Genomic DNA, 24554 nt, shown 5'->3' on the forward strand with positions numbered 1-24554 from the left:
GATGGAAGGTTTTCTGCTTCAGGCTACGCTTTACCTCATCGCCATGGTGGTGGCGGTGCCGATCGCCACGCGGCTCGGGCTCGGCTCGGTGCTGGGCTACCTGCTCGCCGGCGTGGTGATTGGCCCGGTGTTCGGGCTCGTCGCCGATCAGGCGCATGACTTGCAGCATTTCGCCGAATTCGGCGTGGTGATGATGCTGTTCCTGATCGGGCTGGAGATGAACCCGCGCGCGCTCTGGTCGATGCGCGACAAGCTCATCGGCCTTGGCGGGCTGCAACTGCTACTGACCGGGCTCGCGGTGGCGGGGATCGCGATGGCGGTGGGCCAGCCGCCACGGGCGGCGGTGGCGCTTGGGGCGATCCTGTCGCTCTCCTCGACCGCGATCGTGATGCAGACCCTGAACGAAAAGCGGCTGCTGCAAACCGCGGGCGGGCGCTCCTCTTTTGCAGTGCTGCTGATGCAGGATATCGCGGTGATCCCGCTCCTTGCGCTGCTGCCGCTGCTGGCCCTGCCCGGCGCACGCGAGCTTGCCCGCGCCGATAATGCCGCAGGCCATGGCGTGGCGGCGCAATGGCTCGACGCGCTCCCGGGCTGGGGGCTCACCCTTGTCACGCTCGGCGCCGTGGCCGCCGTCGTCGCAGCGGGGCATTTCCTCGTGCAGCCGCTCTTTCGCTTCGTGCAGGGCTCGAAGTTGCGCGAGGTCAACACGGCGGTGGCGCTGATGATTGTCGTCGGCATCGCCTCGCTGATGAACCTCGTGGGCCTGTCGCCTGCGCTTGGCACTTTTCTCGCGGGGCTCGTGCTGGCCGACAGCGCCTTCAAGCACGAGCTTGAGGCCAGCGTCGAACCCTTCAAGGGCCTGTTGATGGGGCTCTTTTTCATCGCCGTCGGCGCCGGCATCGACTTCGACGTTTTCTTTGCCGGGCCGCTGAAAATCATGACGCTGGTGCTTGCGCTCGTGATGCTGAAGGCGGCAATCCTCTACGGGCTCGGGCGCCTCTTCGGGCTGCGCGGGGCAGACCGCTGGCTCTTCGCCTTTGGTCTTGCGCAGGCGGGGGAATTTTCGCTCGTGCTGGTTTCCTTCGCCACGGCGCAGCGGATCCTGCCGCCCGCAGTGGCCGAAAAGGTGCTGCTGGTGATCGCCTTGAGCATGCTGCTTTCGCCGGTGCTGTTCTTGCTGCATGAGCGGCTCTCCCCGCGCGCAGACCCCGATGGCCGGCCCGACCCGGACACGGTGGATGAGCATCAACCGATCCTGATCGCGGGGGCGGGGCGCTTTGGTCAGGTGGTGAGCCGGATGGTGACGATGTCGGGCTATGCGACGACCGTGATCGATGCCGATCTGCCCACTGTGCAGCGCATGCGCACCTTTGGCTACAAGGCCTATTTCGGCGATCCGACGCGGCCGCAACTGCTTGCCGCGGCAGGGCTTTCAAAAGCGCGGGTGCTGGTTGTGGCGCTTGACGACAAGCAGGCCGCGACAACGCTGGTGTGCTATGCCCGCAAAGAGCGCCCCGATCTGCACATCATCGCCCGCGCGCGCGATCGCTACCATGTCTATGATCTCTATGCCGCGGGCGCGAATGACATCGTGCGCGAGATGTTCGACAGCTCCTGCCGCGCGGCGCGCTATGTGCTCGAGAATGTGGGGCTGAGCGCCTATGAGGCGCATGAGCTGGAACGGATGTTCTGGAAGCTTGACCGCTCCTCGGTGCGGGATCTGGCAGAGGTCTGGCAGCCGGGCGTGCCAGCGGAGAAGAACGCCGAATATGTCGCGCGGCTGAAGCGGCTCAATGCCGAATTCGAGGCGCAGATGACGTCACAGCTTGCCGCCCGGCGGGGGGCAGACGGCAAGGCGCCACAAGATGCGGATGTGCTCAAGGAAGGCTGAGCCACGGTTCGGGAGACACGGATGTCCAACGCCCTCGTGCCTGAGCTCGCCGTTTCCGACTGGCGCCGCTCAAAGGCATTTTACTGCGCACAACTCGGGTTCAGCTGCGCTTATGAACGCCCGGAAGAGGGGTTTTGCTACCTGCGCCTCGGGGAAGCGGAGCTGATGCTCGACCAGATCGGGGCCGGGCGCAGCTTCGACGGCGGCCACCTGCCCTCTGCCTATCCTTTCGGGCGCGGGGTGAACCTGCAAATCCGCGTGCCCGCGCTTGCGCCCCTGCACGCCGCCCTCGCGCGGCATGGCACGCCGCTCTTTTTGCCCGTGGAGGAAAAATGGTATCGCACGGGCGCGACCGAGAGCGGCAACCGCCAGTTCATCGTGGCCGATCCAGACGGGTATCTGTTGCGCTTTTTCGAGGATCTGGGCACGCGCCCCCTCCCCGTTTGAGCCTGCCCACCTGCCCCCTCACAGCGCAAAAGCGGGGGGTCCGGGGGGCGGCAGCCCCCCGGCGGGTCGCCGCGGCCCTGCCGCGGCGAAACCCAAAGCAAACGGGCCCCCGCAAAGCAAACGGGCCCCCGAGGGGGCCCGTCTGATCGCATGGAGCGCGCCCTCAGGCCGCGCGGCCGAGCAAAACCTCGTCGACCTTCTTGGCCGCGCCCGCCTCATCCGTGCCGGAGACCGCCGCAACCTCGCGGGTAAGCCGTTCGAGCGCCGCTTCATAAAGTTGACGCTCGGAATAGGATTGTTCGCGCTGATCGTCGGCGCGGTGCAGATCGCGCACCACTTCCGCAATCGAGAGAAGATCGCCGGAGTTGATCTTCTGCTCGTATTCCTGAGCGCGGCGCGACCACATCGCCCGTTTGACCTTGGCCTTGCCCTTCAGCGTCTCGAGCGCCTTGGTCACCACATCCGGGGTCGACAGCCCGCGCATGCCGATATCCACCGCCTTGTGGGTGGGCACGCGCAGCGTCATCTTGTCCTTCTCGAAGGAAATCACGAACAACTCGAGCCGCAGCCCCGCGATTTCCTGCTCTTCGATCGAGATGATCTTGCCCACGCCATGCGCGGGGTACACAACGAAATCGTCTGGACGAAACTCGGTCTTCTTCATCTTGGTCATTCAGTCGCTTCCTTGCAGCCGGGCTGCCCCCCTTTCAGCGCAAAGAATACCCACGGCGCCGGAAGCGCCGCGGTGGGTGTTCTCAGATGAATGACACACAGACGAGCGGATCTGCGTGGGGGACGTGCTCCTTTGTAACGAGACTGTAGCACAAAATTTGCCCGATTCATAGCATCCGCCCCCGCAACAAGCGCGTGAGCGGGCCGATTCCAGCCGGTAACCTTGCCAGAAAGTCACGAATATTTTGTCGCGCCGGGCTTCAGCTGGCCGAATCGTTGCCGCCGCGGCCAGACGCAAAAGGGGGCCGTCCGGCCCCCTCGCGCGAAGGAATCAGCGCCGCCACAACCGCCGCGATTATCGCGGGCAGTCCAGGCAGGCTCAGTCGCCGGTGCCGGGATTCGGCGAGAAGTATTTTTCACGCTTGCCGGTCTCGCCATCGTATTTCTTGGCTTCCGGCAGAGCCTCTTTCTTGATCGTGATCACCGGCCAGAGCTGGGCGTACTGGCGGTTGAACTCGACCCAGTCTTCCATTCCCGGTTCGGTATCGGGGCGGATCGCATCGGCGGGGCATTCCGGCTCGCACACACCGCAATCGATGCATTCGTCCGGATGGATCACCAGCGTATTCTCGCCCTCGTAGAAGCAGTCAACCGGGCAAACTTCGACACAGTCAGTGTATTTGCAGGCGATGCAGTTGTCGGTGACGACATAGGTCATTCGGATACCCCAATCTTCGACGCTGCGATTTCCTAGCCCCCCGTGCCGCCGCAATCAAGAGAGAGAGATACATAAATAACGAGGTGCGGCGATGTGGCTTAGCCCAAAAAGCCCGCTTGCGGCCTGTCAAGGCCCGAATCTTGCTGTCATGGCGCGCCCGGCGCCCAGACGGTTTCCGGCGTGGTTTCCGGGCCCTCGATCAGCTCGTAAAGCGTGGCCGCCTCGATGGCCGGGCCGCGGCGGGTGCCGCAGGCAAGGATGCGCACCACCCGCACCTGCCCCTGCAGGGCAAAAGTCAGCACATCTCCCGGGCCGACGGGGCGGCCCGGTTTGTCGATCTTGCGGCCGTTCACGCGCAGATGGCCCGCGCTGACCAGCTCAACCGCGAGCGGGCGGCTTTTGACAAAGCGCGCCTGCCAGAGCCATTTGTCGATGCGGAGCCGGTCGCGCGTGTCCACCGGATCAGAGCTTGCCCTTGAGCCCCATCAGCGCTGCGGCGAAGGGGTTGTCCGGGTCGATCGGCTTGTCTTTTTTCGGCGGGTGGGATTCGAAACCGCGGCCACGATCGTCAGACTTGCCGCCTTTCGGTCCGCCGTGTTTGCCGCCCTTCGGCTTGCCACCGAATTTGCCGCCCCGTTCCCCGCCGCGCTCGCCGCCACGTTCATTGGCGCCGTCGCCCTCATGGCGGCGCGGTTTGCCACCGCCCTCGCCCCGGCCTTCGCTCTGCTTCTCGCCTCGGCCTTCATTGCGGCCCTCACGCGGGCCGCCGCCATGGCGCGCGTCCCCCCCTTGGTGGCCACCGCCCTGATGGTTGCGGCGCGGGCCGCGATCGGCGCGCGGGCGCGGTGCCCAGGCGAAAGTGTAGAACACTTCCGTCTCGGCCTCGGTCGCGGCGGCTTCGGCTTCTGCCTCGGCCACGGGCGAGCTTTCCTCGGGGATCGGATTCTCGGCCCCGGCCTCGGGCACGGGGGCCTTCGGCTCGGGCGCAGGGCGCGCTTTCGGCCGCTCGCCCTTTTCGGCGCGGTAGCCGAGCCCGGCCATCAGGTCGGAAAACTGCTCAAGCGTCATGCCGGTGATCGAGAGCATGTCGGGCGTGGCTTCAAAGCCTGCCTTGCTGTCTTGCGTGCGCAAGATATCCGCGAGCCGCTCAAGCATGTCGATGCGGATCGCGCGGCTGCCCGCCGGACGGTAGCCCGCAAGCGTATAGGCCGAGGTCGGCACTTCCGCGATATAGGGGATCGTCACGAGGCCCGGAGGCGGGCTTTCGGGGAATTCGGCAAGCCCCTCCCAGAGCGAGGCGAGCACAAGGCGCAGCCGCGTCGGCGCGGGTTTCAGCAGCGCCTGCTGGAAGATCGTGTATTGGCCAAAGCGCACGCCATGCTTGCGCAGAAGGCCGCGCGCATCCTGATCAAGCTCCTTGACCTCGGTGGCCACGCCTTCGCGCGGCAGGATGCCCATGCCCTCGACCAGGCGGAACGCAAAGCCGCGCGCAAGCCCGCTGAGCGCTTCGTCGCGGCTCATCGCCAAAAGCGGCTCGAACAGCGCGGCCACCTTGCGGTCGATGAAATGCTGCAGACGGCGACGAACCTTTTCCATCACCTCGGGGCCGGCTTCCTCATCGACGAAGGCCTCGACCGTCGGCTTGAGCGCCTCGGCGCCCTTCACGAGCTTGCCCACCGCCAGCTCGCCCCACATCAGGCCGCCCTGTTCGGTGAAATCCATCTCGGTATCGGGCGCGTTGTAAAAGCGGTCCGACCGGAGGCTGAACTCAGGCTTGAGCGCCTCATAGGCGGCGCGCGCCAGCATTTTCGCCTCGTCGGGCGAGGACGTGCCGTCCTGCCGGAAGCGGAATCCCTCGAGACGGCCGGCGAATTCGCCTTCGACCATCACTTCGCCCTTGTCGTTCACCTCGGCCACGAGGGTCTCCTTCTGCTTGAGCCGCCGCAGCAGAACACTGGTGCGCCGGTCCACAAATCGTTGGGTCAGTGCGCCATGCAGCGCATCCGACAGACGGTCTTCTACAGCGCGCGTCTCTTCACGCCAATGGGTTTCATCATCCACCCAGCCTTTGCGTTGCGCAACATATGTCCAGGTGCGAATGAAGGCGAGACGTTTCGAAAGCGTATCAATGTCGCCGCTGGTGCGGTCGATGCGCGCAATCTGACCAGCCAGCCACTCGGAAGGCACGCCCTTGCCGGTTTGCAGGAAGCCGAAGATGCGCGCGAGAAGTGTTGCATGTTCGGTCTCGGAAATCGAGCGGAAGTCCGGGATCCGGCACACATCCCACAACAGCCGCACATCGGCCGGAACACGGACCCGGTCGCGAATCTCGGGAAACTCGGCAAGCGTCTTGAGCGCGCGCAGATCATCCGCCTCGCGCCCGCGGGTCAGCCATTCGTTTTGCGGCGCCTCCTCCAGCGCCTGCACGAGCCGTGCCACGGTGCCGAACTCAAGCCGGGGGTTGCGCCATTGCAACCGCTGGATCGGCGCAAAACGGTGCTCCTCGATCGCGGCGATCACATCATCGGGGAGCGCATGCGCCTCGCCGGTGACGCCAAAGGTGCCATCTTGCGTGTGCCGCCCCGCGCGCCCCGCGATCTGGCCCAGCTCATGCGGGAACAGATGGCGCATGCGGCGCCCGTCAAACTTGGCGGTCGCCGAAAAGGCCACGTGTTCGATGTCGAGGTTGAGGCCCATGCCGATGGCGTCGGTGGCGACGAGGTAATCGACATCGCCGTTTTGATACATCGCCACCTGCGCGTTGCGGGTGCGGGGGGAAAGCGCCCCCATCACCACCGCCGCTCCGCCCTTTTGGCGGCGGATAAGCTCTGCAATCGCATAGACATTTTCAACCGAGAAGCCAACGATCGCGGCGCGCGGCTTCATCCGCGAGATCTTTTTCGGGCCCGCCCAGCTGAGCTTCGAGAATCGCTCGCGCCGGGTGAACTGCACCTTCGGCACCAGGGCCGCAATCGCCCCCTTCATGCTCTCGGCACCCAGAAACAGCGTTTCGTGCAACCCGCGCATATAGAGCAGCCGGTCGGTGAAGACATGGCCGCGCTCCGGGTCGGCGCAGAGCTGGATCTCGTCGATGGCCACGAAATCGGCGCCAAGATCGGGCATCGCCTCGGTGGTGCAGACCCAATATTGCGCCCGTTCGGGGACGATGCGTTCTTCCCCCGTCAGCAGCGCCACGACCGAAGGGCCTCGCGCCTTCACGATCCGGTCATAGACCTCGCGCGCCAGAAGCCTGAGCGGCAGGCCGATCACGCCGGTGCGATGCGCCAGCATCCGCTCGATCGCGTAATGTGTCTTGCCGGTATTCGTCGGCCCGAGGACCGCGGTGATCCGCCCCGTCATCGCTTCCTCCGGCAGGCCTCACAGGGTGGTGCCCGCGAGCTCCTTTTGCAGTCGTGCAATCGCGTCTTTCACATCCTGCTGATGCGGGTTCAAGGCGAAAGAGGCACGGTAAGCAGCAAGCGCGCGCTGCGACTCGCCCATATCGGCGAGCATCCCGCCAAGCCCGGCAAGCGCGCCCCAGTGCCTTGGCTCAAGCCGCAGCACCTGGGCGATATCCGCCATCGACGGGCCGTAAAGCCCCGCCATCGCATAGGCGGTGGCACGCGCATTGAACCCCTCTGCAAAGCCGGGATCATGGTCGGTGAGCGCGGTCAGATGCTCGATTGCCGCGGTCAGATCACCGGCATCGAGCGCCGCCTCGCCGCGTTTGAGCAACAGATCCATCGCCGGAGAGCCCGAGCGGGACCAGGCGCGGCGAATGTCTGATTCGGCGCGCTCCCAGCCCGCATAATCCGGGTCCGCGAGTTCGGCAAAGGCGCGCTCCAGCCCCGCCGTCTCGGCATGGGCACACACGCCAAGGTTGACGAACGCGACGAGTGCCGCAACGATACATTTGTTTTGCAAGGCCATGCACTTCATATACGGGAATGTAGGCGATCCGCTGTGAAAAGCGAGAGCCCAAACCAGATTCGCGAGACCAGATTCGGAGGAAACATGAGCATCGTCATCGAAAAGGCCGTGGAGCAACTGTCGGAAAAGCTTCCGAACGGGTTCTCCTCGGTCGCCAAATTCGTCATCGAGGGCGAGGGCTCGATCATCGCCGATCCCGATGGCGTGCGCGCGGGCGACGCTGAGGCCGATGTGACGCTCACCGCCGATACCGACACGTTCCGCGGCATGCTCTCGGGCGATGTGAACCCGACCATGGCCTTCATGCAGGGCAAGCTGAAGATCGACGGCCCGATGGGGCTGGCGATGCAACTGGGCGCCGCGCTCTCGTGATCGGCCCCGCGCCCCTGCATTCGGAGATCGCGCGCGGGCCCGAGGGCGGCGCGGCATGGTGGCTGCGCACCTCTGACGGGGTGCGGATCCGGCTTGGTCTCTGGCCGAAGGCAGGGGCGAAGGGCACGGTGTTCCTGCTGCCCGGGCGCACCGAATATGTCGAGAAATATGGCCCCGCAGCGGCCGCTTTTGCCGCGCGTGGCTATGCGATGCTGGCCGTGGACTGGCGCGGTCAGGGGCTGGCGGATCGCCCCGCCCATGATCCGATGCAGGGCGACATCGTTCATTTTGACGATTACCAGCGCGATTTTGACGCTGTTTTGGCGGCGGCGACCGAGCTTGACCTGCCGCGGCCCTGGGTCATCCTTGGGCATTCGATGGGCGGCGCGATTGGCCTGCGCCGGGTGATGGAAGAGCATCCCTTTGCGGCCTGTGCCTTTTCTGCGCCGATGTGGGCGATTGGCCTGCCGCGGCTGATCCAGCCGATCGGCCCGACGGTCGCACGGCTCCTGCGCGCCTCGCCGCTTGCCACCCATTACCCGCCCGGCTTCTCGCGCAAGAGTTATGTGCCAAGTGCGCCCTTTGCCGACAACAAGCTGACCACCGATGCCGAGATGTGGGCCTTCATGCTCACGCATCTGCAGGCGGTGCCCGCGCTCGCGCTGGCCGGGCCCTCTTATCGCTGGGTCTGCGAGGGCATCCTCGAATGCGCCGCGCTCGATGCGCTCCCCTCCCCCGATCTGCCCTGCTATTGCGCGCTTGGCGGCAATGAGCGGATCGTGGCAACCCATTGGGTGCGGGCGCGGATGAACCGCTGGCCGAAAGGGCGGCTCGAGATTTTCGAGGGCGCCGAACACGAGTTGATGATGGAGAGCCCGGCGCGGCAGGCGCGTTTTTATGACGCCTGCACCGCGCTCTTTGATACGGTGCGCTAGCTGATCAGGTCGATCCGGCCAAAGCCATCGCGGAGCGCCTCGGACCAGCCGTGCGACATTGCCGCGAATTGCGGGTCATCCTTCTCGATGCGGCGCTTGCTGGTCACTTTGCAATCGTCGCGCGCGATCACGGCAAGGTCGAGCGGCATGCCGACCGAGAGGTTCGAGCGCAGCGTCGAATCCATCGACAACAGCACCGCCTTCTGCCCGTCTTCGAGCGTGGTCGAAGGGCGCACCACCCGGTCGAGGATCGGCTTGCCGTATTTATGCTCGCCGATCTGCAAAAACGGCGTGTCCTCCGTCGCCTCGATGAAATTCCCCTCGGGGTAAACGAGGAAAAGCCGCATCGCTCCGCCCTTGCGCTGGCCCGCCACGATCATCGAAGCGGTGACCGAGACTTTCGAGGCGTTCATCTTGTGGTCGATGTCCTGGCGCACCGAGGCGAGCGTGTTGCCGATGATCTCGGCCACGTTCAGCATCGTCGGCGCCTTCATGATCGAGTCGTCCTCGCTGGCTTCGGGATGCTCGATCGCCTCGCGCAGCCGCGCGATCGTTGTTTGCGTCACCGAGAGCGATCCGGCCGTGAGGATGGTGATCACCCGCTCGCCCGGCTCCTCGAAAATGAACATCTTGCGATAGGTTGCAATGTTGTCGAGCCCCGCGTTGGTGCGCGTGTCACTCAAAAGCACCATGCCCGCATCGAGCAAGAGGCCCACACAATAGGTCATAATCGTTCCTTGCCCCCCGGCACAGCACCGCCGCGCACCCTATTGCTGCACCGCTTCCAGCGCAACAGAGACATCGAGCCGTTCGGCCCCCTCGCCCAGCGCCACGCCGCGAATGGGCGCCGCCTCGCGCGCATCAAGCCCCGAGCCGAGGCGGATGAAGCGGGCATCCGGGCAGCAGCGGTTGGCGGGGTCAAAACCGATCCAGCCAATGGTCTCAACCCAGATCTCCGCCCAGGCATGCGCCGCCTCATGGGGCTCGCCATCGTCGCGGGCATGAAGATAGCCGGAAACATAGCGCGCCGGCAGGCCCAGCGAGCGGGCACAGGCGATCAAGGCATGGGCATGGTCCTGACAGACCCCCTCGCCCTGCGCCAGCGCCTCGGCGGCGGTGGTATGGGCGGTGGTGGCGCCGGGGCGATAGGCGATGGCCTCGGCCACAGCGCTCGACAGCCGGTGCGCCCGGTCGAGCCCATCTGTCGCCTCCCCCGCCGCCTCATGGGCAAGGTCGCGGATCTCGGCGCTTTGCCAGGTGGCGGTGGTCTCGCGCAAATAGGCCAGCGGCGAGACCGTCTCGCGGTGGCCACGCAGCACGCCCGCGGTATCGGCGGTATCGACCTGCCCCGAAACGGTGATCGTGACCGCGCTCACCGGGCCGCGCACCGACCAGCCCTCGACCTTGTCGCCCGCCCCGTCCCGAAAGCTGCCGCCGCGGGTGCCGCCCTCGACGGCAACCGCCCAGCGGATCACTCTCTGACCGTCGAACCGCGCCGGGAAAAGCCGCAAGGACTGCACGGCGGCCCGCATCGGCGCATCATATTCGTAGCTCGTGACATGCTCGACTGTCAGGATCATCTTGCGTCTCCGCTCAGATACATGTTCTGCACCATCTCCGACAATTCGCTGACATCGCGGATGAAGCGCGTGAGAAATTCGTGCAGCCCCTCGTCGAAAATCTCTTCAACGCGGGTTTCGGCGATCTCGCCCACCAGCGCACGCGCGCGCATCTGGGCGGGGCCGGATTTCTGATAACCGCGCGCCAGCGCATCAAGATGCTCCATCGCCATGGTGACGGCGGTCACGAGCGAGCGCGGCGACTGCGGATTGAGGATCAGGAAATGCGCGATCTTTGCGGCGGTGATGTCACCGCCATAGGCCCAGTGGAAGGCGCGATGCGCCGAGAGCGCGCGCAAAAGCGTTTGCCACTGGTAATTGTCGAGCCCGGAGCCGACAAAATCGACGCTCGGCAGCAGCACGAAATATTTCACATCGATCAGCCGCGCGGTGTTGTCGGCGCGCTCCAAGGCAAAGCCGAGGTTCAGAAAGGCGTAGCCGTCGTTGCGCAAAAGCGTGGCATCAATCGCGCCGCGCACCAGCGCCGCCTGCCGGTTCACCCATTCGGTGAGCTCGGTCACCTCAAGCTCCGAGCGCGGCATCCGCTCCAGCCGGCGCATCTCCTGAAAGGCGCCGTTGAGCGCATCCCAGACCTGCGAGGTCAGCGCCGTGCGCACGATCCGCGCGTTCTCCCGCGCGCGTTCGAGGCAGGACACGACCGAAGAGGGGTTGTCGCGGTCAAAGAACAGATAGCTCTCGATGTTGCGCTGCACCGGGTCGCCATATTTGGCCGAGAACCCCTCGGCGGTGCCCGAGGCCTGCAACAGGCTCTCCCATTCGCTGCGGTAGCCATGCCCGGCCGAGGGCATCAGCGCGATCCGCGCGCCCACTTCGAGCAGCCGCGCCATGGTTTCGGCGCGTTCGATGTAACGCGCAATCCAGAACAGGTTTTCAGCGGTCCGGCTCAGCATGTCGTCACTCCGCCAACACCCAGGTATCCTTGACGCCCCCGCCCTGCGAGGAGTTCACGACGAGCGAGCCCTCGGTGAGCGCCACCCGCGTGAGCCCGCCGGGGACAAGCTCGATCTTCTCGCCCACGAGGCAATAGGGGCGCAGATCCACATGCCGCGGCGCGATCCCTTCTTGCACGAAGGTGGGCGTGGTGGAGAGCGCCAGCGTTGGCTGGGCGATGTAATTCTCGGGATGGGCCGCAACCTTGGCGCGGAACGCCTCGATCTGCTCGGTGGTGGATTTCGGCCCCACCAGCATGCCGTAGCCGCCCGAGCCATGCACCTCTTTCACCACCAGCTCTCCCATGTGCTCAAGCACATATTTGCAATCGTCCGCCTTGGCGCATTGCCAGGTGGGCACGTTGTTCAAAAGCGGCTCCTCGCCAAGGTAGAAGCGCACCATCTCCGGCACGAACGTATAGACCGCCTTGTCATCCGCGACCCCTGCGCCCGGGGCCGAACAGATGCTGACGCCGCCTGAGCGGTAGACATCCATCAGACCCGGAATGCCGAGCATCGAGTCCGGTCGGAAGCAGAGCGGATCAAGGAAGGCGTCGTCGATGCGGCGGTAGATCACGTCGAGCTTTTTCGGCCCCTCGGTGGTGCGCATCCACACGAACCCGCCTTCGACAAAAAGATCGGCGCCCTCGACCAGCTCCACCCCCATCAGATCGGCAAGAAAGCTGTGTTCGTAATAGGCGGAGTTGTAATGGCCCGGCGTCAGGATGCCGATATTGGGCTCGCGGTCGCATTTTGCGGGGGCGACCGAGGCGAGCGTGCGGCGCAGCGCATCGGCGTAACCATCAACCGGCTCGATCCGGTTTTCGCGGAACAGCTGCGGGAACATCCGCATCATGATCTCGCGGTTTTCCAGCATGTAGCTGACGCCCGAGGGGGTGCGGCAATTGTCTTCGAGCACAAAAAACTCATCGGGCCCGGTGCGCACGATGTCGATGCCGACAATGTGGGAATAGATCCCCCGTGGCGGCGTGAAGCCTGTCACCGCGCGCTCGAACGCCTCGTTCTGGAACACGAGCCGCCCCGGGATCTTGCCCGCGCGCACGATCTCGGCACGGCCATACACATCAAGCAGGAAGGCATTGAGCGCGCGCGCGCGTTGCTTGATGCCCCGCTCAAGCTTGCGCCATTCGTTTTGCGTGAACACGCGCGGAAACATGTCGAACGGGATCAGCCGGTCCGGGTCGCCACCCTCGCCATAAACGGCGAAAGTGATGCCGATCCGGCGAAAGAGCGCCTCCGCTTCCGCCTGTTTCATCGCCCGCAATTCTGCGGGCATGGCGTTCGTCCAATCCTCAAGCCGCCGGTAAGGCTCGCGGACTTTCCCGCCCTCATACATTTCGTTGAAATATTCCGTCATCGCGATGATTCCTCCGGCCTTGATCGAATCCTAGGCAGCGGTCGGGCGGAGCGGAAGGTGAGCCACGCCCATTCTCGCGGGGAAGTTGTGCGCGGCGCTCAATTTCCGCCTCTCCGCCTAAATTTCGGGCATTCGCGCCGTCATTTTCCCAAGCGCCCGATCACACGCCCCATCAGGTCGAGGAAAAGCGCCTGTTCTTCCGGCGTGAGCCCGGCCAGCGCGCGCGTATTGACCGCCTGCGCGGCCTCGGTGGCGGGAGCCTCAAGCGCACGGGCACGCGCAGTCAGGTGCAATGTCTGGGCGCGCTTGTCGCTCGGATGCGGGCGGCGTTCGATCAGCCCGTCGCGCTCCATCCGCCCCAGCGTGCCCGCCATCGTCGCCTGTTCCACCGCAAGCCGCGCGACGAGGCCGGCCTGCGTCTGGCCCTCCTCGGCCCAAAGCTCCAGCAGCGTCATGAATTGCGCGGGCGTGAGCCCCAGGGGCCGGATCGCCGCCGCGAGCCGGTTCTCAAAAAGCCGCGCCATCATGTTGGCCAGAAACCCGGCGGAACTGGCCTTGTCAAAAGATGCAATGTCCATGGCCTGCGATAGCAGTTGCATAGCATGCAATTCAATTTCATATTGCATAGCATGCTATTTATATGGAGTGAGTCGATGCTTCCTTTATCAAAACTGCATGCTGCGGCGGGCGGCGTGGCAATGGCGACAATCTGCGGCCTTCAGGCCACGATCCTCGCGCATGAACTGACCGGCGTGCCAGCCGACATCGCGGCGATGCGGGGCAATATCCTGTGGGTGGTGGCGCTGGTGCTCTTGCCCGCAATGGCGCTGGCGGGCGGCTCGGGCAGCAAGCTCGGGCGGGGCTGGAACGGTGCTTTTGTGGCGCAAAAGCGCGCGCGGATGAAGCGGGTGGCGGCGCTCGGGCTCGGGCTTCTGGTGCCGCTCGCGGCGCTCCTTGCCTGGCGTGCCAGCACCGGGCACACAGGCGCCGACTTCGTGGCGTTGACCCAGCTTGAGCGGCTCGCGGCGCTCGTCAACCTCTGGCTTTTGGGGCGCAACATGCGCGACGGCCTTGCCCATGCCCGTGCCCGCAAACCGGCGGCCGCCTGAGCGACCCTTGCACCGCCCCCCCCGCAGACCCTATCTGTGGGGGGACAGATTGCGAGGTTTCCATGAACATCACCCTGCCCACCCCGGTTTTCGACGCTTCCGCCGCGACCAAAGGGGGCGGCGACTTCGGCGCCCTGCCCGACTGGGATCTGAGCGACCTCTACACCGCGCCCGATGCGCCCGAATTCGCGCGCGACATGGGCTGGCTGGAGCGCGAATGCGCGGCCTTTGCCGCCGATTACGAGGGCAAGCTTGCCACGCTTGATGCCGCCGCGATGGCCGACTGCATCGCCCGTTACGAGGCGATCGAGACCACGGCGGGGCGCATCATGTCCTATGCCGGGCTGCGCTATTACCAATGCACGACCGATGCGGGCCGCGCCAAGTTCATGGCCGATGCGCAAGACCGCATCACCGCCTTCACCACGCCGCTCGTGTTCTTTTCGCTCGAATTCAACCGCATCGAGGATGCGCGCTATGAGGCCGTCTTTGCCGATCCGGCGGTGGCCCGCTTCAAGCCGGTGTTTGACCGGATGCGCGCGATGAAACCCTATCAGCTCTCCGACGAGCTGGAAAAATTCCTGCACGATCAATCGGTCGTGGGGGCGGCGGCATGGAACCGGCTGTTTGACGAGACCTCTGCCGCGCTCACCTTCACGGTGGATGGTGAAGCGCTGAGCCTTGAGGCCGCCACCACGCTGATGAGCGATCATGACCGCGCCAAACGCGAGGCGGCGGCGCGCGAGCTCGCCCGCGTCTTTGGCGAGAACGTGAAGCTTTTCGCTCGTGTCCACAACACGCTCGCTAAGGAAAAGGAGATCGAGGACCGCTGGCGGAAAATGCCCACCCCCCAGACCGGGCGGCATCTTTCCAACCATGTCGAGCCCGAGGTGGTGGAGGCGCTGCGCAATGCCGTTGTGGCCGCCTATCCGCGGCTCTCGCACCGTTACTATGCCCTCAAAGCCAAGTGGCTCGGGCTCGAAAAACTGCAGATCTGGGACCGCAACGCCCCCCTCCCGACCGAGACCCCGCGCAAGATCTTGTGGGACGAGGCAAAGGCCACGGTGCTCGGCGCCTATGGCAGCTTTGCGCCGAAAATGGCGGAAATTGCCGACCCCTTCTTCGAAAAAGGCTGGATCGACGCGGGGGTGAAGCCCGGCAAGGCGCCCGGCGCCTTTGCCCACCCCACCGTGACCACCGTCCACCCCTATGTGATGCTCAATTACCTCGGCAAGCCGCGCGATGTGATGACGCTCGCCCATGAGCTGGGCCACGGCGTGCATCAGGTGCTGGCCGCAAAACAGGGGCCGATGCTTTCCGACACGCCGCTGACGCTGGCGGAAACGGCTTCGGTCTTTGGCGAGATGCTGACCTTCCGCGCGCTTCTTGATGGCGCCAGAACACCCGCCGAGCGCAAGCAGCTTCTGGCCGGCAAGGTCGAAGACATGATCAACACCGTGGTGCGCCAGATCGCGTTTTACGATTTCGAGTGCAAGCTCCACGCCGCGCGCGCCAAAGGGGAGCTGACGCCCGAGGATATCAACGCGCTCTGGATGTCGGTTCAGGGCGAAAGCCTCGGTCCGGCGTTCGAGTTCATGCCGGGCTATGAGACGTTCTGGACCTATATCCCGCATTTCGTCCATTCGCCGTTCTATGTCTATGCCTATGCTTTCGGCGATGGTCTCGTGAACGCGCTTTACGCGACCTATGCGGGCGGGCTTGCCGACTTCCAGACGAAATATTTCGAGATGCTGGAGGCGGGCGGCTCGAAGCACCACAAGGATCTCTTGGCGCCCTTCGGGCTTGATGCCTCCGACCCGGCATTCTGGAACAAGGGGCTCGACATGATCGCGGGCTTCATCGACGAGCTGGAGGCGATGGAAGCCTGACCCTGCGTCCGCGTGTCAGCTCGGTGCTTTGCGCCTGCGCCCGGCCCTGCTAGCCTTCCCGAAACGGGAGGGATCGCATGGGCTGGGGCAAACGCATTGCAATGGGGCTTGGCGGGGTCGTCGTCTTGGCGGCGGGGGCGTTCTTCGCCTTTGCCCCCGGGATCATCGAGAAGGGACAGAACCGGGTCGTGCCGCATGATCCATGGCCGGTCTCGGAACACGCGGCGGCGCTGCACAAGACACTCACCATCGGCGATTGGCATTCCGATGCACTGCTCTGGGACCGCGATCTGCTGACGCGCTCGGACCGCGGCCATGTCGATCTGCCGCGGCTGCGGGCGGGCAATGTGGCGGTGCAGGTGTTCACCACCGTCACCAAATCCCCCGCCGGGCAGAATTATGAGCACAATTCAGAGGATGCGCGCGACAATATCACCGCGCTGGTGATCGCCGAGGCGCGCCCGCCGAAAACATGGTTCAGCCTCACCGAGCGCGGCCTCGATCAGGCGGCAAGGCTCAATGCGGTGGCCGCGCGCGCCCCCGATCAGCTTGTGGTGGTGCGCACCGCCGCCGATCTTGAGCGCGTGCTGGCGGCGCGCGCGGGCGGGGCCCAAACCGTGGCCGGGATCCTTGGCGCTGAGGGCGGCCATGTGCTCGAGGGCAAGCTCGAAAACCTCAACCGGCTTTATGATGCGGGCTTCCGGCTGATGGGGCTCACCCATTTCTTCGACAATGAGCTTGGCGGCAGCCTGCATGGGCAGGAAGATGCGGGCCTCACCCCCTTCGGGCGGGCGGTGGTGGCAAAGATGGTCGAGAAACACATGGTGATCGACCTCGCCCATGCCTCCGAAAAGATGGCGCGCGAGGTGCTGGCGATGGCGCGCACGCGCCCGATCGTCAGCCACGGCGGCCTCCATTCGGTCTGCCCGGTCAAGCGCAACTTCCCCGATGATCTGATGCAGGCGGTGGCGGCAAAGGGCGGGCTGATCGGCATCGGCTACTGGAAGGATGTGACCTGCGATGCCTCCCCCGCGGGCGTGGCCAAGGTGATCGTGGCGGCGGTGGCGCTGGTGGGCGAAGATCATGTCGCGCTCGGCTCGGATTTCGATGGCGCGGTGGAGACGGAATTCGACAGTTCCGAACTTGCCGCCCTGACCCAGGCGCTGCTGGATGCGGGCCTGAGCCCCGAGATCATCGCCAAGGTCATGGGGGCGAACATGGTGCGCTATCTGCGCGAGACGCTCCCCCGATAGCGCGCCCCGCAGCGGGGGGCCGGGGGGCGGCAGCCCCCCGCGGGTCGCCCCGGCCCCGCCGGGGCGAAACCTCTCATACCCAGAGGCTCTCCACCTCGAACCGGGTCAGACGCGGATGCGCAAGCGGGCCGAAACCGGAGAGCCCTTCGAGCTGCGGAAACTGCGCCTCAAAGAGCGAGAGCATGCGCGGGTCGATCATCCGCTCCACCCCCTCGCCGGGGTGGAACGCCTCCACCTCGAGCCCGGCCACGCGCAGCGAGCCATGGTTTTCGAGCACCACATGATAGACCGTGACCGGCGCAAGCGGCGTCACCTCGATCACGCTCACCCCGTCGATAAAGGCGCGCGCGGGCACATACGCCACCTCGCGCCCGATCACCCCCATCAACCGCGGATCGCGCAGGCACAGCCGCGCCCGCGGGCCCAGCACAAGGTCCGGCATCGGGCGCCCGGCGCCCAGCGCCTCTGCGGTGATCCGCGTCAGGCGCACCGGTTCGCGCCCCTCCCCCTCATGCGGATCGGGATAGATCACCATCGAGCCGACCCAGGTGACGCGCTCAAGCCCGCCCTCCCCGGTCTTCGCACGCATCCCCGGCAGCAGATCCTCGACCGCCACCGGCCCTTGCTCGGTGGCAATCACCGAACCGCGGGCCAGCGCGGAGAACGCTTCCTCAAAGAGCGGCGTGGCAGGGGCGAGCCGGGTGCTGTCCTGAATCGCGCCCATGCCATCGCACCACATCGCCTCATATCGGCGTGTGAGCGGCATCGCCCGCACCGGACGCGGCGCGGGAATCACCTGATGCGGCAGCGCCGCAGGCGACAGGGGCTCGGCTGCGGGCACAGGCACGACCTGCCCGGCCCCGACCCGGTGGGAATACGACATGGCACAGCCTTTCGGTCTGGTCACATCTGCGCGGCCCCCACCGGATGCAGAGAGACACGGCCATCCTGCGCGACCGGGCCGGCCCCGTCAAACTTCGTGACGTATTGCGCAAAGCGGGCGGACCAATCCGCGCCCCTCATGGGGCACTGCACAATCCCCCCGCAACAATGCCCAGATTTCGCCGCAATTGGTTCGAATCACCCAAGGCATCAACGCGCCTTGCCGGCCGGGGGTGGCAGCCCCCGGCCTCCCTGCCGCTCGCCGCGCCGTCAGCGCGCGGCCTGTGCACGGCGGGAAACGGGCGGCAGCGCCGCGCCCCGGCGCCGGGCGCACATGTCCACCCGCGGCGTGCCCCGCTGCCAGGGCATCTTGAAATCGCAGGTTTTGGCCCCGGTGCGGGCCGCGCGCATCCAGCGGCGGTTGGTGGTCTTTGTCATTGGTGCTCTCCTGCCTCGGCGCGGCGCGGAAAAAATGCTTCCCGCGGGCCCTTTCGTCTGCGTTAAGGTTTCGCATTCCAATACGGCAGGGGTGGGGCGGGAGCGCCGCTTTTTTTGGCCCAGCACGACCAAAATTGTGGCACAGGCTCCACACTCAAAGCCCGCGGCACAAGGCGCGCACCGCGTTTCTGCGGGGAGTATGCCTTAGCTGTGGCAAAGCCGCGCCCGAACCGGCGCAATCATGCCGCAATGCGGAGGCTTCAGAGGTCAGAGCCGGATCGCGGAGATCAGGCGGCCGTAATCGACCTCGCCGGCATGAGTCGTGCGGCGGTAGGAGTAAAACCGCTCCGGGTCGGAATAGGTGCAGTGGCGCGTCCATTCCGCCCGGCCCACACCCGCCCTGCGCAGCCGCTCAAGGCTGTAGGCGGGCAGGTCGAACATTGGCTTGCCATTCGGCCCCCCGGCAAAGAACCGGGCGTTGCCGTCGTCTTCGACAAGGAAATTCTCCATGAAATCATGGCCGACCTCATAGGCGCGCTGCGAGATGCATGGCCCGATCACCGCCGTGATATCGGCGCGCTGCGCGCCCAGCCGCTCCATCGCTGCGAGCGTTTCCTCAAGGATGCCGTCAAGGCTGCCGCGCCAGCCGGCATGGGTGGCGCCAATCACCCCGGCCCGGCGGTCAGCAAAAAGCACCGGCTGGCAATCTGCGGTGAGCACGGTGAGCAAAAGCCCGGGCGTTGCCGTGACAAGCCCATCCGCCTGCACGGCACCCTCAAGCGGCGCATCGACGGCGATCACATCGGCCGAATGCACCTGCCAGACGCCCACCATCGCCGCGGGCGCCACCCCCATCGCCTCGGCCACGCGGGCGCGGTTGAGCGCCACCGCCTCGGTCTGGTCCGAGGAGCCATGGCCGCAATTGAGCCCGGCAAACACCCCCGAGGAGGCCCCGCCCTTGCGGGTAAAAAAGCCATGCGGCGTGCCAGCAAGGGCCGGTGCGGTCAGGATTTCGAGCGTGGTGGGCATGATGCGGATCGGTCAGGCTTGAGGGCAGATGATGCGTGGTCAGTCTCGGGCGGCGTCGAAACCCGGTGGCAGCGGGGCGGTGACAGGAAAGATCGCAAGGCTCTGGAACACCAGACCCATTTCTGCGGGATGGGTCAAGCGCCGATGCGCGGCAACATGCGCATCGAGTGCGGCACCGCGCAGACCGCGGGCAAGCGCCTCGGCGCGGGCGGTGATGCCGAGCCGCTCAAGCAGCACGCCCTGCGCGGTCATCGCCGAGGCCTGCGCTCCGGCGGCCCGCGCCGCCTCGGCCAGCGGCGCAAAGGCGACATGGGCCGTCAGATCCGCCAGGCCGGGGGCCGCGAACGGATCACAGGGCGCATGGTCCTTCACCGCCTGAAACGTATCGCCAAGGCTCACCCAATGGCCGTAATCGAGCACGAGGGCCACGCCGCCATGGCGCGCGATGCGCGCGGCGATCTCGGCCATGATCGGGGGCCCGGCGGGGCAGATCTCGACCACATCGCCGGGGCGCGTGTCGGCCCGCCGCGCCGCGAGCGCGTCAAACCAGGCCGGGGGCGCAAGCCCCGGGGCAAGGCGGCCCTCCACAAGGCCCACCTGCCGCTCGGCCCAGCCGGTGGCACCGCGCAGGAACTGGCGGATCGGCAAGGCGTCAAAAAACTCGTTGGCGAGGAGGTAAAGTGGCGCCTCGGGGAGGGTTGCAACGCTCTCGTGCCAGATCACCTCGCGCGGGGCGAGGCGCGCGCGCTGGATCGCGCGCAAGCGCGGCGAGGCCTCGACCAGATGCACCTCGGCCGCCTCGGTCATGCCCGGCACGGCGCGGATCGCGCGCAGCACATCGGCCATCAAGGTGCCGCGCCCGGGGCCGCATTCGGCAAGCAGAAAGGGCGCGGGCCTGCCCTGATCAAGCCAGACCTGCGCAAGGCAAAGCCCGAGCATCTCGCCAAACATCTGGCTGATCTCCGGCGCGGTGATAAAATCTCCCGCCCGGCCAAAGGGGTCACGCGTTGCGTAATAGCCGTGCGCCGGGTGCAGCAGGCACTCGGCCATGTAATCGGCAAGCCGCATCGGCCCCTCGGCCAGAATGCGGCGCGCGAGCACCTCGCCCAGCGGCGTCATGCCCGCCGCCCTGAAAGCCCGCGCAGCACGAAAAAGAGCCCGACAAGGATCATCGGAATCGACAGGATCTGCCCCATCGTCAGCCCCGCCTCGCCCAGTTGCAGCGCGTATCCGAGCGGGTTGCCCGGCGCGGCAAATTGCAGATCGGGCTGACGCACAAGTTCCACCAGCGCGCGCGCCACGCCGTAGCCTGCCAAAAACACCCCCATCACAAGGCCCGGGCGGCGCAAGGCCCCCCGCGCCGCGAGCGTCCAGAGGATCAGCCCCAGCACCCCTCCCTCCAGCCCGGCCTCGTAAAGCTGCGAGGGATGGCGCGCGCAAAGGCCATCCACCTGCCCCGCCCAGCCATGGCAGATCTGCGCCGCCTCGGTCGGAAAGATCACGCCCCAGGGCAGGTCCGTTGGCCGCCCCCAAAGCTCGGGTTTGATGAAATTGGCGATCCGCCCGAAGAACAGCCCGATCGGCGCCACCAGCGCGAAGGCATCGCCCACCGAAAGCGCCGGGTAACGGCCCCGCCAGCAAAACCACAGCCCCGCCACGACCACGCCCAGAAAGCCGCCGTGGAAGGCCATGCCGCCCTCCCAGACGCGGATCACCGCGAGCGGATCAGCAAGATAGGTGGCGGGATCATAAAACAGCACATAGCCAAGCCTTCCGCCAAGGATGACGCCGAGAATCACCGCCGTGAGCAGATCCTCGACCCGCTCGGCCGGCATCGGCGCCGTGCCCCCCCAGAGCTTTGGCCGCCGCATCAGCGCCACAACAAGGCGCCAGCCCGCCAGCAGCCCGGCGATATAGGCAAGCGCATACCAGCGGATCGGCAGGCCAAGGCCCGGAATCACAAAGGCATCGGGGGAAATCTCGGGAAAGGGGATCGCCATCTGGGCCTCGTTGCTCCATCCGCATCTGTCGCGGAGCCAAAAGGCCCGGCCACTGCGGCGAAGTCAACCGCTCTCACGCCCCCTCACGGCCTTGTCTCCGCGCGCGAGCGCGACCATATAGGGGCGAAGGTCGGGCGGCGCGCCCGGGGTCCAGGAGGGAAAAGCGATGCAATCTTCGAACAAGATCTTCGACGAGATGTCGAAACTGATGACCAATGCGATGGGCGTGGCGCAGGGCGCCAAGACCGAAGCCGAGACGGCGATGAAAAGCTGGATGGACCGCTGGCTTGCCGAGCGCGATTTCGTCACCCGTGAAGAATTCGATGCCGTGAAAGCGATGGCGATCAAGGCGCGGGAAGAAAACGAAGCCCTCAAGGCCCGGCTCGACGCGCTCGAGGCGAAATAAGAGACCAAAGAAGAGACGGCGGCCCGCCACGTCTGAAGCGCCAAGAACCGTTGAAAAGACCCAAGCACCCCGGCGAGATCGTCCGGGGTGTTTTGCGCTCCGGTGCCGGCTCCCCCGGTCGGGGGCAAGCCCAGCCCGCTCTTCGACTTTGTCCAAATATCCCGGGGGTCCGGGGGCAGCGCCCCCGGCGGGTCGGCCCGGCCATGCCGGGGCGAAACATCACTCCAGCGTCACATCCTGCACCAAGGCGCCATCCGGGCGGTAAACCAGAACCCGCCCGGTATCGCTCACCACCACGGTGAACCCTTTCCCGAAGGTCACGGTTTCCGCCTTCACCCCTTCGGGCAACACGATCCGCGCGGGCAACTCGGGCAGCACCGGCCCGTGCGGCAGCCGCGTGACAAGAAGACCGATGATCGTTAGAAGGCCCACAATCATCACCCCGGCGAGCGTCGTGGTGAGCAGCTTCAGAAACTTTACCTCGGGCGGCGGGGCCGGATCGGAAGGCATCATGTCGGACATCGCGTCTCATCTCCTGCGCATCGAGATCGGCGAAAACCCCGCCGAGCGGCTTGATAAGGCATTGGCGGCGCTTGTGCCAGAAGAAGCCGCCCTCTCCCGCTCGCGCCTGGCGCGCCTGATTGCCGAGGGCGCGGTGGCGCGCAACGGCCAGCCCGTCACCGATATCAAGGCCAAGGTCGCCCCCGGCGAGATCTACGAGATCACGCTGGAGCCGCCCCGCGCGGTGGAAACGCAGGCGCAAGACATCCCGCTGAGCGTGCTCTGGGAGGATGAGGATCTGATCGTGATCGACAAGCCCGCGGGGCTCGTCGTTCACCCCGCCCCCGGCACCGAAGACGGCACATTGGTAAACGCGCTGCTGCATCATTTCGGCGGCAAGCTCTCCGGCATTGGCGGCGAGGCGCGCCCGGGCATCGTGCACCGGATCGACAAGGACACCTCGGGCCTTCTCGTCGTTGCCAAATCCGACCGCGCCCACCACGGGCTCGCGCAACAGTTCGAGCGCCACACGGTGCACCGCCATTACAGCGCGCTGGTCTACGGTGTGCCCTCCGCCGCCGATCCGCGCCTGCGCGGCATCCGCGGTGTCAGCTTCGAAGCGGGCAACATCCTGAAAATCACCTCCCAGCTGGCCCGCCACCCGACCGACCGGCAACGTCAGGCGGTGCTGTTCTCGGGCGGGCGCCATGCCGTGACCCGCGCGCGGGTGGTGGAGAGCTTCGCGGGCATCGCCGCCCTCGTCGATTGCTGGCTCGAAACCGGGCGCACGCATCAAATCCGGGTGCACATGTCCCATGTCGGCCACGGGCTGCTGGGCGATCCGACTTATGGCGGCAAGCGCAAGCTGCCGGTGCGGATCATCGGGGCGGAGGCCGCAAGCGCCGTCGCCGCCTTCCCGCGGCAGGCGCTCCATGCCGCCACGCTCGGCTTCATTCACCCGGTGCGCGGGGAGGAACTCAGCTTCACCTCGCCGCTGCCCGCCGATTTCGAGGCCCTGCTGACCCGCTTGCGCAGCGCAAGCGCCCCCTGAGCTCTCACAGTTCCGTCAAGTGCGCTTGCGATGCGGCGGAAAGCGGTTCATGGTCCGTTCAGCCCCCGAGACCGGATGCCCGACCGCCCGACCGCCCTTGAAAGCCGGAGCGCGGGCCCCATTTTCCGGGGTTGAAGGGAGAATGACCGCCGATGAGCACCTATGCCAACCTGCCAGCCCCCAGCCCCGAACAGGGGCTGAACCGCTATTTGCAGGAGATCCGGAAATTTCCGCTGCTGGAGCCGGAAGAGGAATACATGCTCGCCAAGGCCTGGGTCGACCATCAGGACCCGCAGGCGGCGCACCGGCTTGTAACCTCGCATCTGCGGCTCGCCGCGAAAATCGCCATGGGCTATCGCGGCTACGGCCTGCCGCAGGCCGAGGTGATCTCGGAGGCGAATGTGGGCCTGATGCAGGCGGTCAAACGCTTCGACCCGGAGCGCGGCTTTCGTCTCGCAACCTACGCGATGTGGTGGATCCGCGCCGCAATTCAGGAATATATCCTGCGCTCGTGGAGCCTTGTGAAGCTCGGCACCACTTCGGCACAAAAAAAGCTGTTCTTCAACCTGCGCAAGGCGAAATCGAAGATCGGCGCGCTGGAAGAGGGCGATCTGCGCCCCGATGCTGTGGCCCAGATCGCCAAGGATCTCAACGTCTCGGAAGATGACGTGGTGGAGATGAACCGCCGCCTTGCGGGCTCGGATGCCTCGCTCAATGCGCAGGTGGGCTCGGCCGATGGCGACAGCGCCACGCAATGGCAAGACTGGCTCGAGGACGAAACCGCCGATCAGGCCGAGGCCTATGCCGAGGCCGACGAGCTTGAGGCGCGCCGTGCGATGCTGATTGCGGCGATGGATGTGCTCAACGAACGCGAGCGCGATATTCTCATGGCACGGCGTCTGCGCGATGAGCCGGTGACGCTTGAGGAGCTTTCGGGCCAGTATGAGGTCAGCCGCGAGCGCATTCGCCAGATCGAGGTGCGCGCCTTCGAGAAGCTGCAAAGCCGCATGAAAGCGCTCGCCAAAGAAAAGGGCATGGCGCTCTCGAGCTGATCCCCTTGCTGCCCCCAGCCCCGCGCGCTAGC

The 24554-nt window shown here is 66.0% G+C and carries 26 protein-coding genes; 10 read left to right on the forward strand and 16 right to left on the reverse strand.

What is annotated here, in order from left to right; translation table 11 throughout:
- Position 1 precedes the first annotated feature (1 nt).
- Together ACFSM0_RS04165 and ACFSM0_RS04170 are read left to right on the forward strand one after the other, a co-directional pair.
- Complete coding sequence (locus ACFSM0_RS04165; RefSeq protein WP_377387596.1) at positions 2–1891, forward strand: cation:proton antiporter domain-containing protein; 1890 nt, start codon at positions 2–4, stop codon at positions 1889–1891.
- 21 nt (positions 1892–1912) lie between these two features.
- Positions 1913–2338 carry a bleomycin resistance protein gene (locus ACFSM0_RS04170; protein ID WP_377387599.1) on the forward strand — a complete coding sequence of 142 codons (426 nt, stop codon included), beginning with the start codon at positions 1913–1915 and terminating at the stop codon, positions 2336–2338.
- Positions 2339–2501: 163 nt separating this feature from the next.
- On the opposite strand, the gene ACFSM0_RS04175 is transcribed toward ACFSM0_RS04170, so the two are convergent.
- The 5 genes from ACFSM0_RS04175 to ACFSM0_RS04195 form a co-directional block, all read right to left on the reverse strand.
- Positions 2502–3011, reverse strand: coding sequence for a CarD family transcriptional regulator (locus tag ACFSM0_RS04175; protein ID WP_377387602.1), 510 nt, complete (start codon positions 3009–3011; stop codon positions 2502–2504).
- A 378-nt stretch (positions 3012–3389) separates the two neighbouring features.
- The gene (fdxA, locus tag ACFSM0_RS04180) at positions 3390–3728 is read right to left on the reverse strand and encodes a ferredoxin FdxA (RefSeq protein ID WP_377387605.1); all 339 of its coding nucleotides are present in this window, start codon (positions 3726–3728) and stop codon (positions 3390–3392) included.
- Between the two features lie 146 nt (positions 3729–3874).
- Complete coding sequence (locus ACFSM0_RS04185; protein ID WP_377387608.1) at positions 3875–4186, reverse strand: RNA-binding S4 domain-containing protein; 312 nt, start codon at positions 4184–4186, stop codon at positions 3875–3877.
- A gap of 4 nt (positions 4187–4190) precedes the next feature.
- Positions 4191–7088, reverse strand: coding sequence for a helicase-related protein (locus tag ACFSM0_RS04190; protein WP_377387611.1), 2898 nt, complete (start codon positions 7086–7088; stop codon positions 4191–4193).
- Between the two features lie 18 nt (positions 7089–7106).
- The gene (locus tag ACFSM0_RS04195) at positions 7107–7658 is read right to left on the reverse strand and encodes a tetratricopeptide repeat protein (RefSeq protein WP_377387614.1); all 552 of its coding nucleotides are present in this window, start codon (positions 7656–7658) and stop codon (positions 7107–7109) included.
- 84 nt (positions 7659–7742) lie between these two features.
- Between ACFSM0_RS04195 and ACFSM0_RS04200 the strand changes: the two genes are divergently transcribed.
- Both ACFSM0_RS04200 and ACFSM0_RS04205 read left to right on the forward strand, forming a co-directional pair.
- Complete coding sequence (locus tag ACFSM0_RS04200) at positions 7743–8030, forward strand: SCP2 sterol-binding domain-containing protein (protein ID WP_377387617.1); 288 nt, start codon at positions 7743–7745, stop codon at positions 8028–8030.
- A complete protein-coding gene (locus ACFSM0_RS04205; RefSeq protein ID WP_377387620.1) occupies positions 8027–8965 on the forward strand; it encodes an alpha/beta hydrolase in 939 nt (312 codons plus the stop codon). The genes ACFSM0_RS04200 and ACFSM0_RS04205 overlap by 4 nt, the downstream gene beginning before the upstream one ends.
- Here the strand turns inward: ACFSM0_RS04205 and ACFSM0_RS04210 are convergent.
- The 5 genes from ACFSM0_RS04210 to ACFSM0_RS04230 all read right to left on the reverse strand — a co-directional run bounded on the left by ACFSM0_RS04210 (position 8962) and on the right by ACFSM0_RS04230 (position 13490).
- Complete coding sequence (locus ACFSM0_RS04210; protein ID WP_377387623.1) at positions 8962–9693, reverse strand: proteasome-type protease; 732 nt, start codon at positions 9691–9693, stop codon at positions 8962–8964. The genes ACFSM0_RS04205 and ACFSM0_RS04210 overlap by 4 nt on opposite strands.
- A 39-nt stretch (positions 9694–9732) precedes the next feature.
- The gene (locus tag ACFSM0_RS04215; protein ID WP_377387626.1) at positions 9733–10545 is read right to left on the reverse strand and encodes a transglutaminase family protein; all 813 of its coding nucleotides are present in this window, start codon (positions 10543–10545) and stop codon (positions 9733–9735) included.
- Positions 10542–11495, reverse strand: a complete 954-nt coding sequence (locus tag ACFSM0_RS04220) for an alpha-E domain-containing protein (RefSeq protein WP_377387628.1) — start codon at positions 11493–11495, stop codon at positions 10542–10544. Before ACFSM0_RS04220 ends, ACFSM0_RS04215 begins: the two co-directional genes overlap by 4 nt.
- Positions 11496–11499: 4 nt before the next feature.
- Positions 11500–12912 (reverse strand): circularly permuted type 2 ATP-grasp protein, encoded by a 1413-nt coding sequence (locus ACFSM0_RS04225; RefSeq protein ID WP_377387630.1) that lies wholly within the window; start codon positions 12910–12912, stop codon positions 11500–11502.
- A gap of 140 nt (positions 12913–13052) precedes the next feature.
- On the reverse strand, positions 13053–13490 hold the full coding sequence (locus ACFSM0_RS04230) for a MarR family winged helix-turn-helix transcriptional regulator (protein ID WP_377387633.1): 438 nt from the start codon (positions 13488–13490) through the stop codon (positions 13053–13055).
- Positions 13491–13565: 75 nt separating this feature from the next.
- Here ACFSM0_RS04230 and ACFSM0_RS04235 point away from each other — a divergent pair, with 75 nt between their 5' ends.
- The 3 genes from ACFSM0_RS04235 to ACFSM0_RS04245 all read left to right on the forward strand — a co-directional run bounded on the left by ACFSM0_RS04235 (position 13566) and on the right by ACFSM0_RS04245 (position 17163).
- Positions 13566–14021 carry a hypothetical protein gene (locus ACFSM0_RS04235; protein WP_377387635.1) on the forward strand — a complete coding sequence of 152 codons (456 nt, stop codon included), beginning with the start codon at positions 13566–13568 and terminating at the stop codon, positions 14019–14021.
- A gap of 62 nt (positions 14022–14083) precedes the next feature.
- The gene (locus tag ACFSM0_RS04240; protein WP_377387638.1) at positions 14084–15910 is read left to right on the forward strand and encodes a M3 family oligoendopeptidase; all 1827 of its coding nucleotides are present in this window, start codon (positions 14084–14086) and stop codon (positions 15908–15910) included.
- Positions 15911–15987: 77 nt separating this feature from the next.
- Positions 15988–17163, forward strand: a complete 1176-nt coding sequence (locus tag ACFSM0_RS04245; RefSeq protein WP_377387641.1) for a dipeptidase — start codon at positions 15988–15990, stop codon at positions 17161–17163.
- A 73-nt stretch (positions 17164–17236) separates the two neighbouring features.
- On the opposite strand, the gene ACFSM0_RS04250 is transcribed toward ACFSM0_RS04245, so the two are convergent.
- The 5 genes from ACFSM0_RS04250 to lgt all read right to left on the reverse strand — a co-directional run bounded on the left by ACFSM0_RS04250 (position 17237) and on the right by lgt (position 21512).
- Positions 17237–18046 (reverse strand): Hint domain-containing protein, encoded by an 810-nt coding sequence (locus ACFSM0_RS04250; RefSeq protein ID WP_377387644.1) that lies wholly within the window; start codon positions 18044–18046, stop codon positions 17237–17239.
- A 269-nt stretch (positions 18047–18315) separates the two neighbouring features.
- Entirely contained in the window at positions 18316–18483 is a 168-nt protein-coding gene (locus tag ACFSM0_RS04255; RefSeq protein ID WP_377387647.1) for a hypothetical protein, read from the reverse strand.
- A gap of 267 nt (positions 18484–18750) precedes the next feature.
- Entirely contained in the window at positions 18751–19512 is a 762-nt protein-coding gene (gene pgeF / locus ACFSM0_RS04260) for a peptidoglycan editing factor PgeF (RefSeq protein WP_377387650.1), read from the reverse strand.
- Positions 19513–19551: 39 nt separating this feature from the next.
- Positions 19552–20631, reverse strand: coding sequence for a class I SAM-dependent methyltransferase (locus ACFSM0_RS04265; protein WP_377387652.1), 1080 nt, complete (start codon positions 20629–20631; stop codon positions 19552–19554).
- Positions 20628–21512, reverse strand: a complete 885-nt coding sequence (gene lgt / locus ACFSM0_RS04270; protein ID WP_377387655.1) for a prolipoprotein diacylglyceryl transferase — start codon at positions 21510–21512, stop codon at positions 20628–20630. Before lgt ends, ACFSM0_RS04265 begins: the two co-directional genes overlap by 4 nt.
- Positions 21513–21678: 166 nt before the next feature.
- On the opposite strand from lgt, the gene ACFSM0_RS04275 reads away from it, so the two are divergent.
- The gene (locus ACFSM0_RS04275) at positions 21679–21918 is read left to right on the forward strand and encodes an accessory factor UbiK family protein (protein WP_377387658.1); all 240 of its coding nucleotides are present in this window, start codon (positions 21679–21681) and stop codon (positions 21916–21918) included.
- A gap of 219 nt (positions 21919–22137) precedes the next feature.
- Here ACFSM0_RS04275 and ACFSM0_RS04280 read toward each other — a convergent pair whose 3' ends face one another.
- Entirely contained in the window at positions 22138–22440 is a 303-nt protein-coding gene (locus ACFSM0_RS04280; RefSeq protein WP_377387661.1) for a DUF6476 family protein, read from the reverse strand.
- Here ACFSM0_RS04280 and ACFSM0_RS04285 point away from each other — a divergent pair.
- Together ACFSM0_RS04285 and rpoH are read left to right on the forward strand one after the other, a co-directional pair.
- Entirely contained in the window at positions 22430–23470 is a 1041-nt protein-coding gene (locus tag ACFSM0_RS04285) for an RluA family pseudouridine synthase (protein WP_377387664.1), read from the forward strand. The genes ACFSM0_RS04280 and ACFSM0_RS04285 overlap by 11 nt on opposite strands.
- Before the next feature lie 152 nt (positions 23471–23622).
- Complete coding sequence (gene rpoH, locus ACFSM0_RS04290; protein ID WP_377387667.1) at positions 23623–24522, forward strand: RNA polymerase sigma factor RpoH; 900 nt, start codon at positions 23623–23625, stop codon at positions 24520–24522.
- Positions 24523–24554: the final 32 nt, after the last annotated feature.

The sequence above is a fragment of the Rhodobacter lacus genome, assembly GCF_042683065.1.
Lineage (GTDB): Bacteria > Pseudomonadota > Alphaproteobacteria > Rhodobacterales > Rhodobacteraceae > Rhodobacter > Rhodobacter lacus.

Excerpts from the sequence above, each read along its gene's own strand:
- ACFSM0_RS04165 (WP_377387596.1), top strand. The coding sequence starts at position 2 with ATGGAAGGTTTTCTGCTTCAGGCTACGCTTTACCTCATCGCCATGGTG.
- ACFSM0_RS04170 (WP_377387599.1), top strand. The coding sequence starts at position 1,913 with ATGTCCAACGCCCTCGTGCCTGAGCTCGCCGTTTCCGACTGGCGCCGC.
- ACFSM0_RS04175 (WP_377387602.1), bottom strand. The coding sequence starts at position 3,011 with ATGACCAAGATGAAGAAGACCGAGTTTCGTCCAGACGATTTCGTTGTG.
- fdxA (WP_377387605.1), bottom strand. The coding sequence starts at position 3,728 with ATGACCTATGTCGTCACCGACAACTGCATCGCCTGCAAATACACTGAC.
- ACFSM0_RS04190 (WP_377387611.1), bottom strand. The coding sequence starts at position 7,088 with ATGACGGGGCGGATCACCGCGGTCCTCGGGCCGACGAATACCGGCAAG.
- ACFSM0_RS04195 (WP_377387614.1), bottom strand. The coding sequence starts at position 7,658 with ATGGCCTTGCAAAACAAATGTATCGTTGCGGCACTCGTCGCGTTCGTC.
- ACFSM0_RS04200 (WP_377387617.1), top strand. The coding sequence starts at position 7,743 with ATGAGCATCGTCATCGAAAAGGCCGTGGAGCAACTGTCGGAAAAGCTT.
- ACFSM0_RS04210 (WP_377387623.1), bottom strand. The coding sequence starts at position 9,693 with ATGACCTATTGTGTGGGCCTCTTGCTCGATGCGGGCATGGTGCTTTTG.
- ACFSM0_RS04215 (WP_377387626.1), bottom strand. The coding sequence starts at position 10,545 with ATGATCCTGACAGTCGAGCATGTCACGAGCTACGAATATGATGCGCCG.
- ACFSM0_RS04220 (WP_377387628.1), bottom strand. The coding sequence starts at position 11,495 with ATGCTGAGCCGGACCGCTGAAAACCTGTTCTGGATTGCGCGTTACATC.
- ACFSM0_RS04225 (WP_377387630.1), bottom strand. The coding sequence starts at position 12,912 with ATGACGGAATATTTCAACGAAATGTATGAGGGCGGGAAAGTCCGCGAG.
- ACFSM0_RS04230 (WP_377387633.1), bottom strand. The coding sequence starts at position 13,490 with ATGGACATTGCATCTTTTGACAAGGCCAGTTCCGCCGGGTTTCTGGCC.
- ACFSM0_RS04235 (WP_377387635.1), top strand. The coding sequence starts at position 13,566 with ATGCTTCCTTTATCAAAACTGCATGCTGCGGCGGGCGGCGTGGCAATG.
- ACFSM0_RS04240 (WP_377387638.1), top strand. The coding sequence starts at position 14,084 with ATGAACATCACCCTGCCCACCCCGGTTTTCGACGCTTCCGCCGCGACC.
- ACFSM0_RS04245 (WP_377387641.1), top strand. The coding sequence starts at position 15,988 with ATGGGCTGGGGCAAACGCATTGCAATGGGGCTTGGCGGGGTCGTCGTC.
- ACFSM0_RS04250 (WP_377387644.1), bottom strand. The coding sequence starts at position 18,046 with ATGTCGTATTCCCACCGGGTCGGGGCCGGGCAGGTCGTGCCTGTGCCC.
- ACFSM0_RS04255 (WP_377387647.1), bottom strand. The coding sequence starts at position 18,483 with ATGACAAAGACCACCAACCGCCGCTGGATGCGCGCGGCCCGCACCGGG.
- pgeF (WP_377387650.1), bottom strand. The coding sequence starts at position 19,512 with ATGCCCACCACGCTCGAAATCCTGACCGCACCGGCCCTTGCTGGCACG.
- ACFSM0_RS04265 (WP_377387652.1), bottom strand. The coding sequence starts at position 20,631 with ATGACGCCGCTGGGCGAGGTGCTCGCGCGCCGCATTCTGGCCGAGGGG.
- lgt (WP_377387655.1), bottom strand. The coding sequence starts at position 21,512 with ATGGCGATCCCCTTTCCCGAGATTTCCCCCGATGCCTTTGTGATTCCG.
- ACFSM0_RS04275 (WP_377387658.1), top strand. The coding sequence starts at position 21,679 with ATGCAATCTTCGAACAAGATCTTCGACGAGATGTCGAAACTGATGACC.
- ACFSM0_RS04285 (WP_377387664.1), top strand. The coding sequence starts at position 22,430 with ATGTCGGACATCGCGTCTCATCTCCTGCGCATCGAGATCGGCGAAAAC.
- ACFSM0_RS04280 (WP_377387661.1), bottom strand. The coding sequence starts at position 22,440 with ATGTCCGACATGATGCCTTCCGATCCGGCCCCGCCGCCCGAGGTAAAG.
- rpoH (WP_377387667.1), top strand. The coding sequence starts at position 23,623 with ATGAGCACCTATGCCAACCTGCCAGCCCCCAGCCCCGAACAGGGGCTG.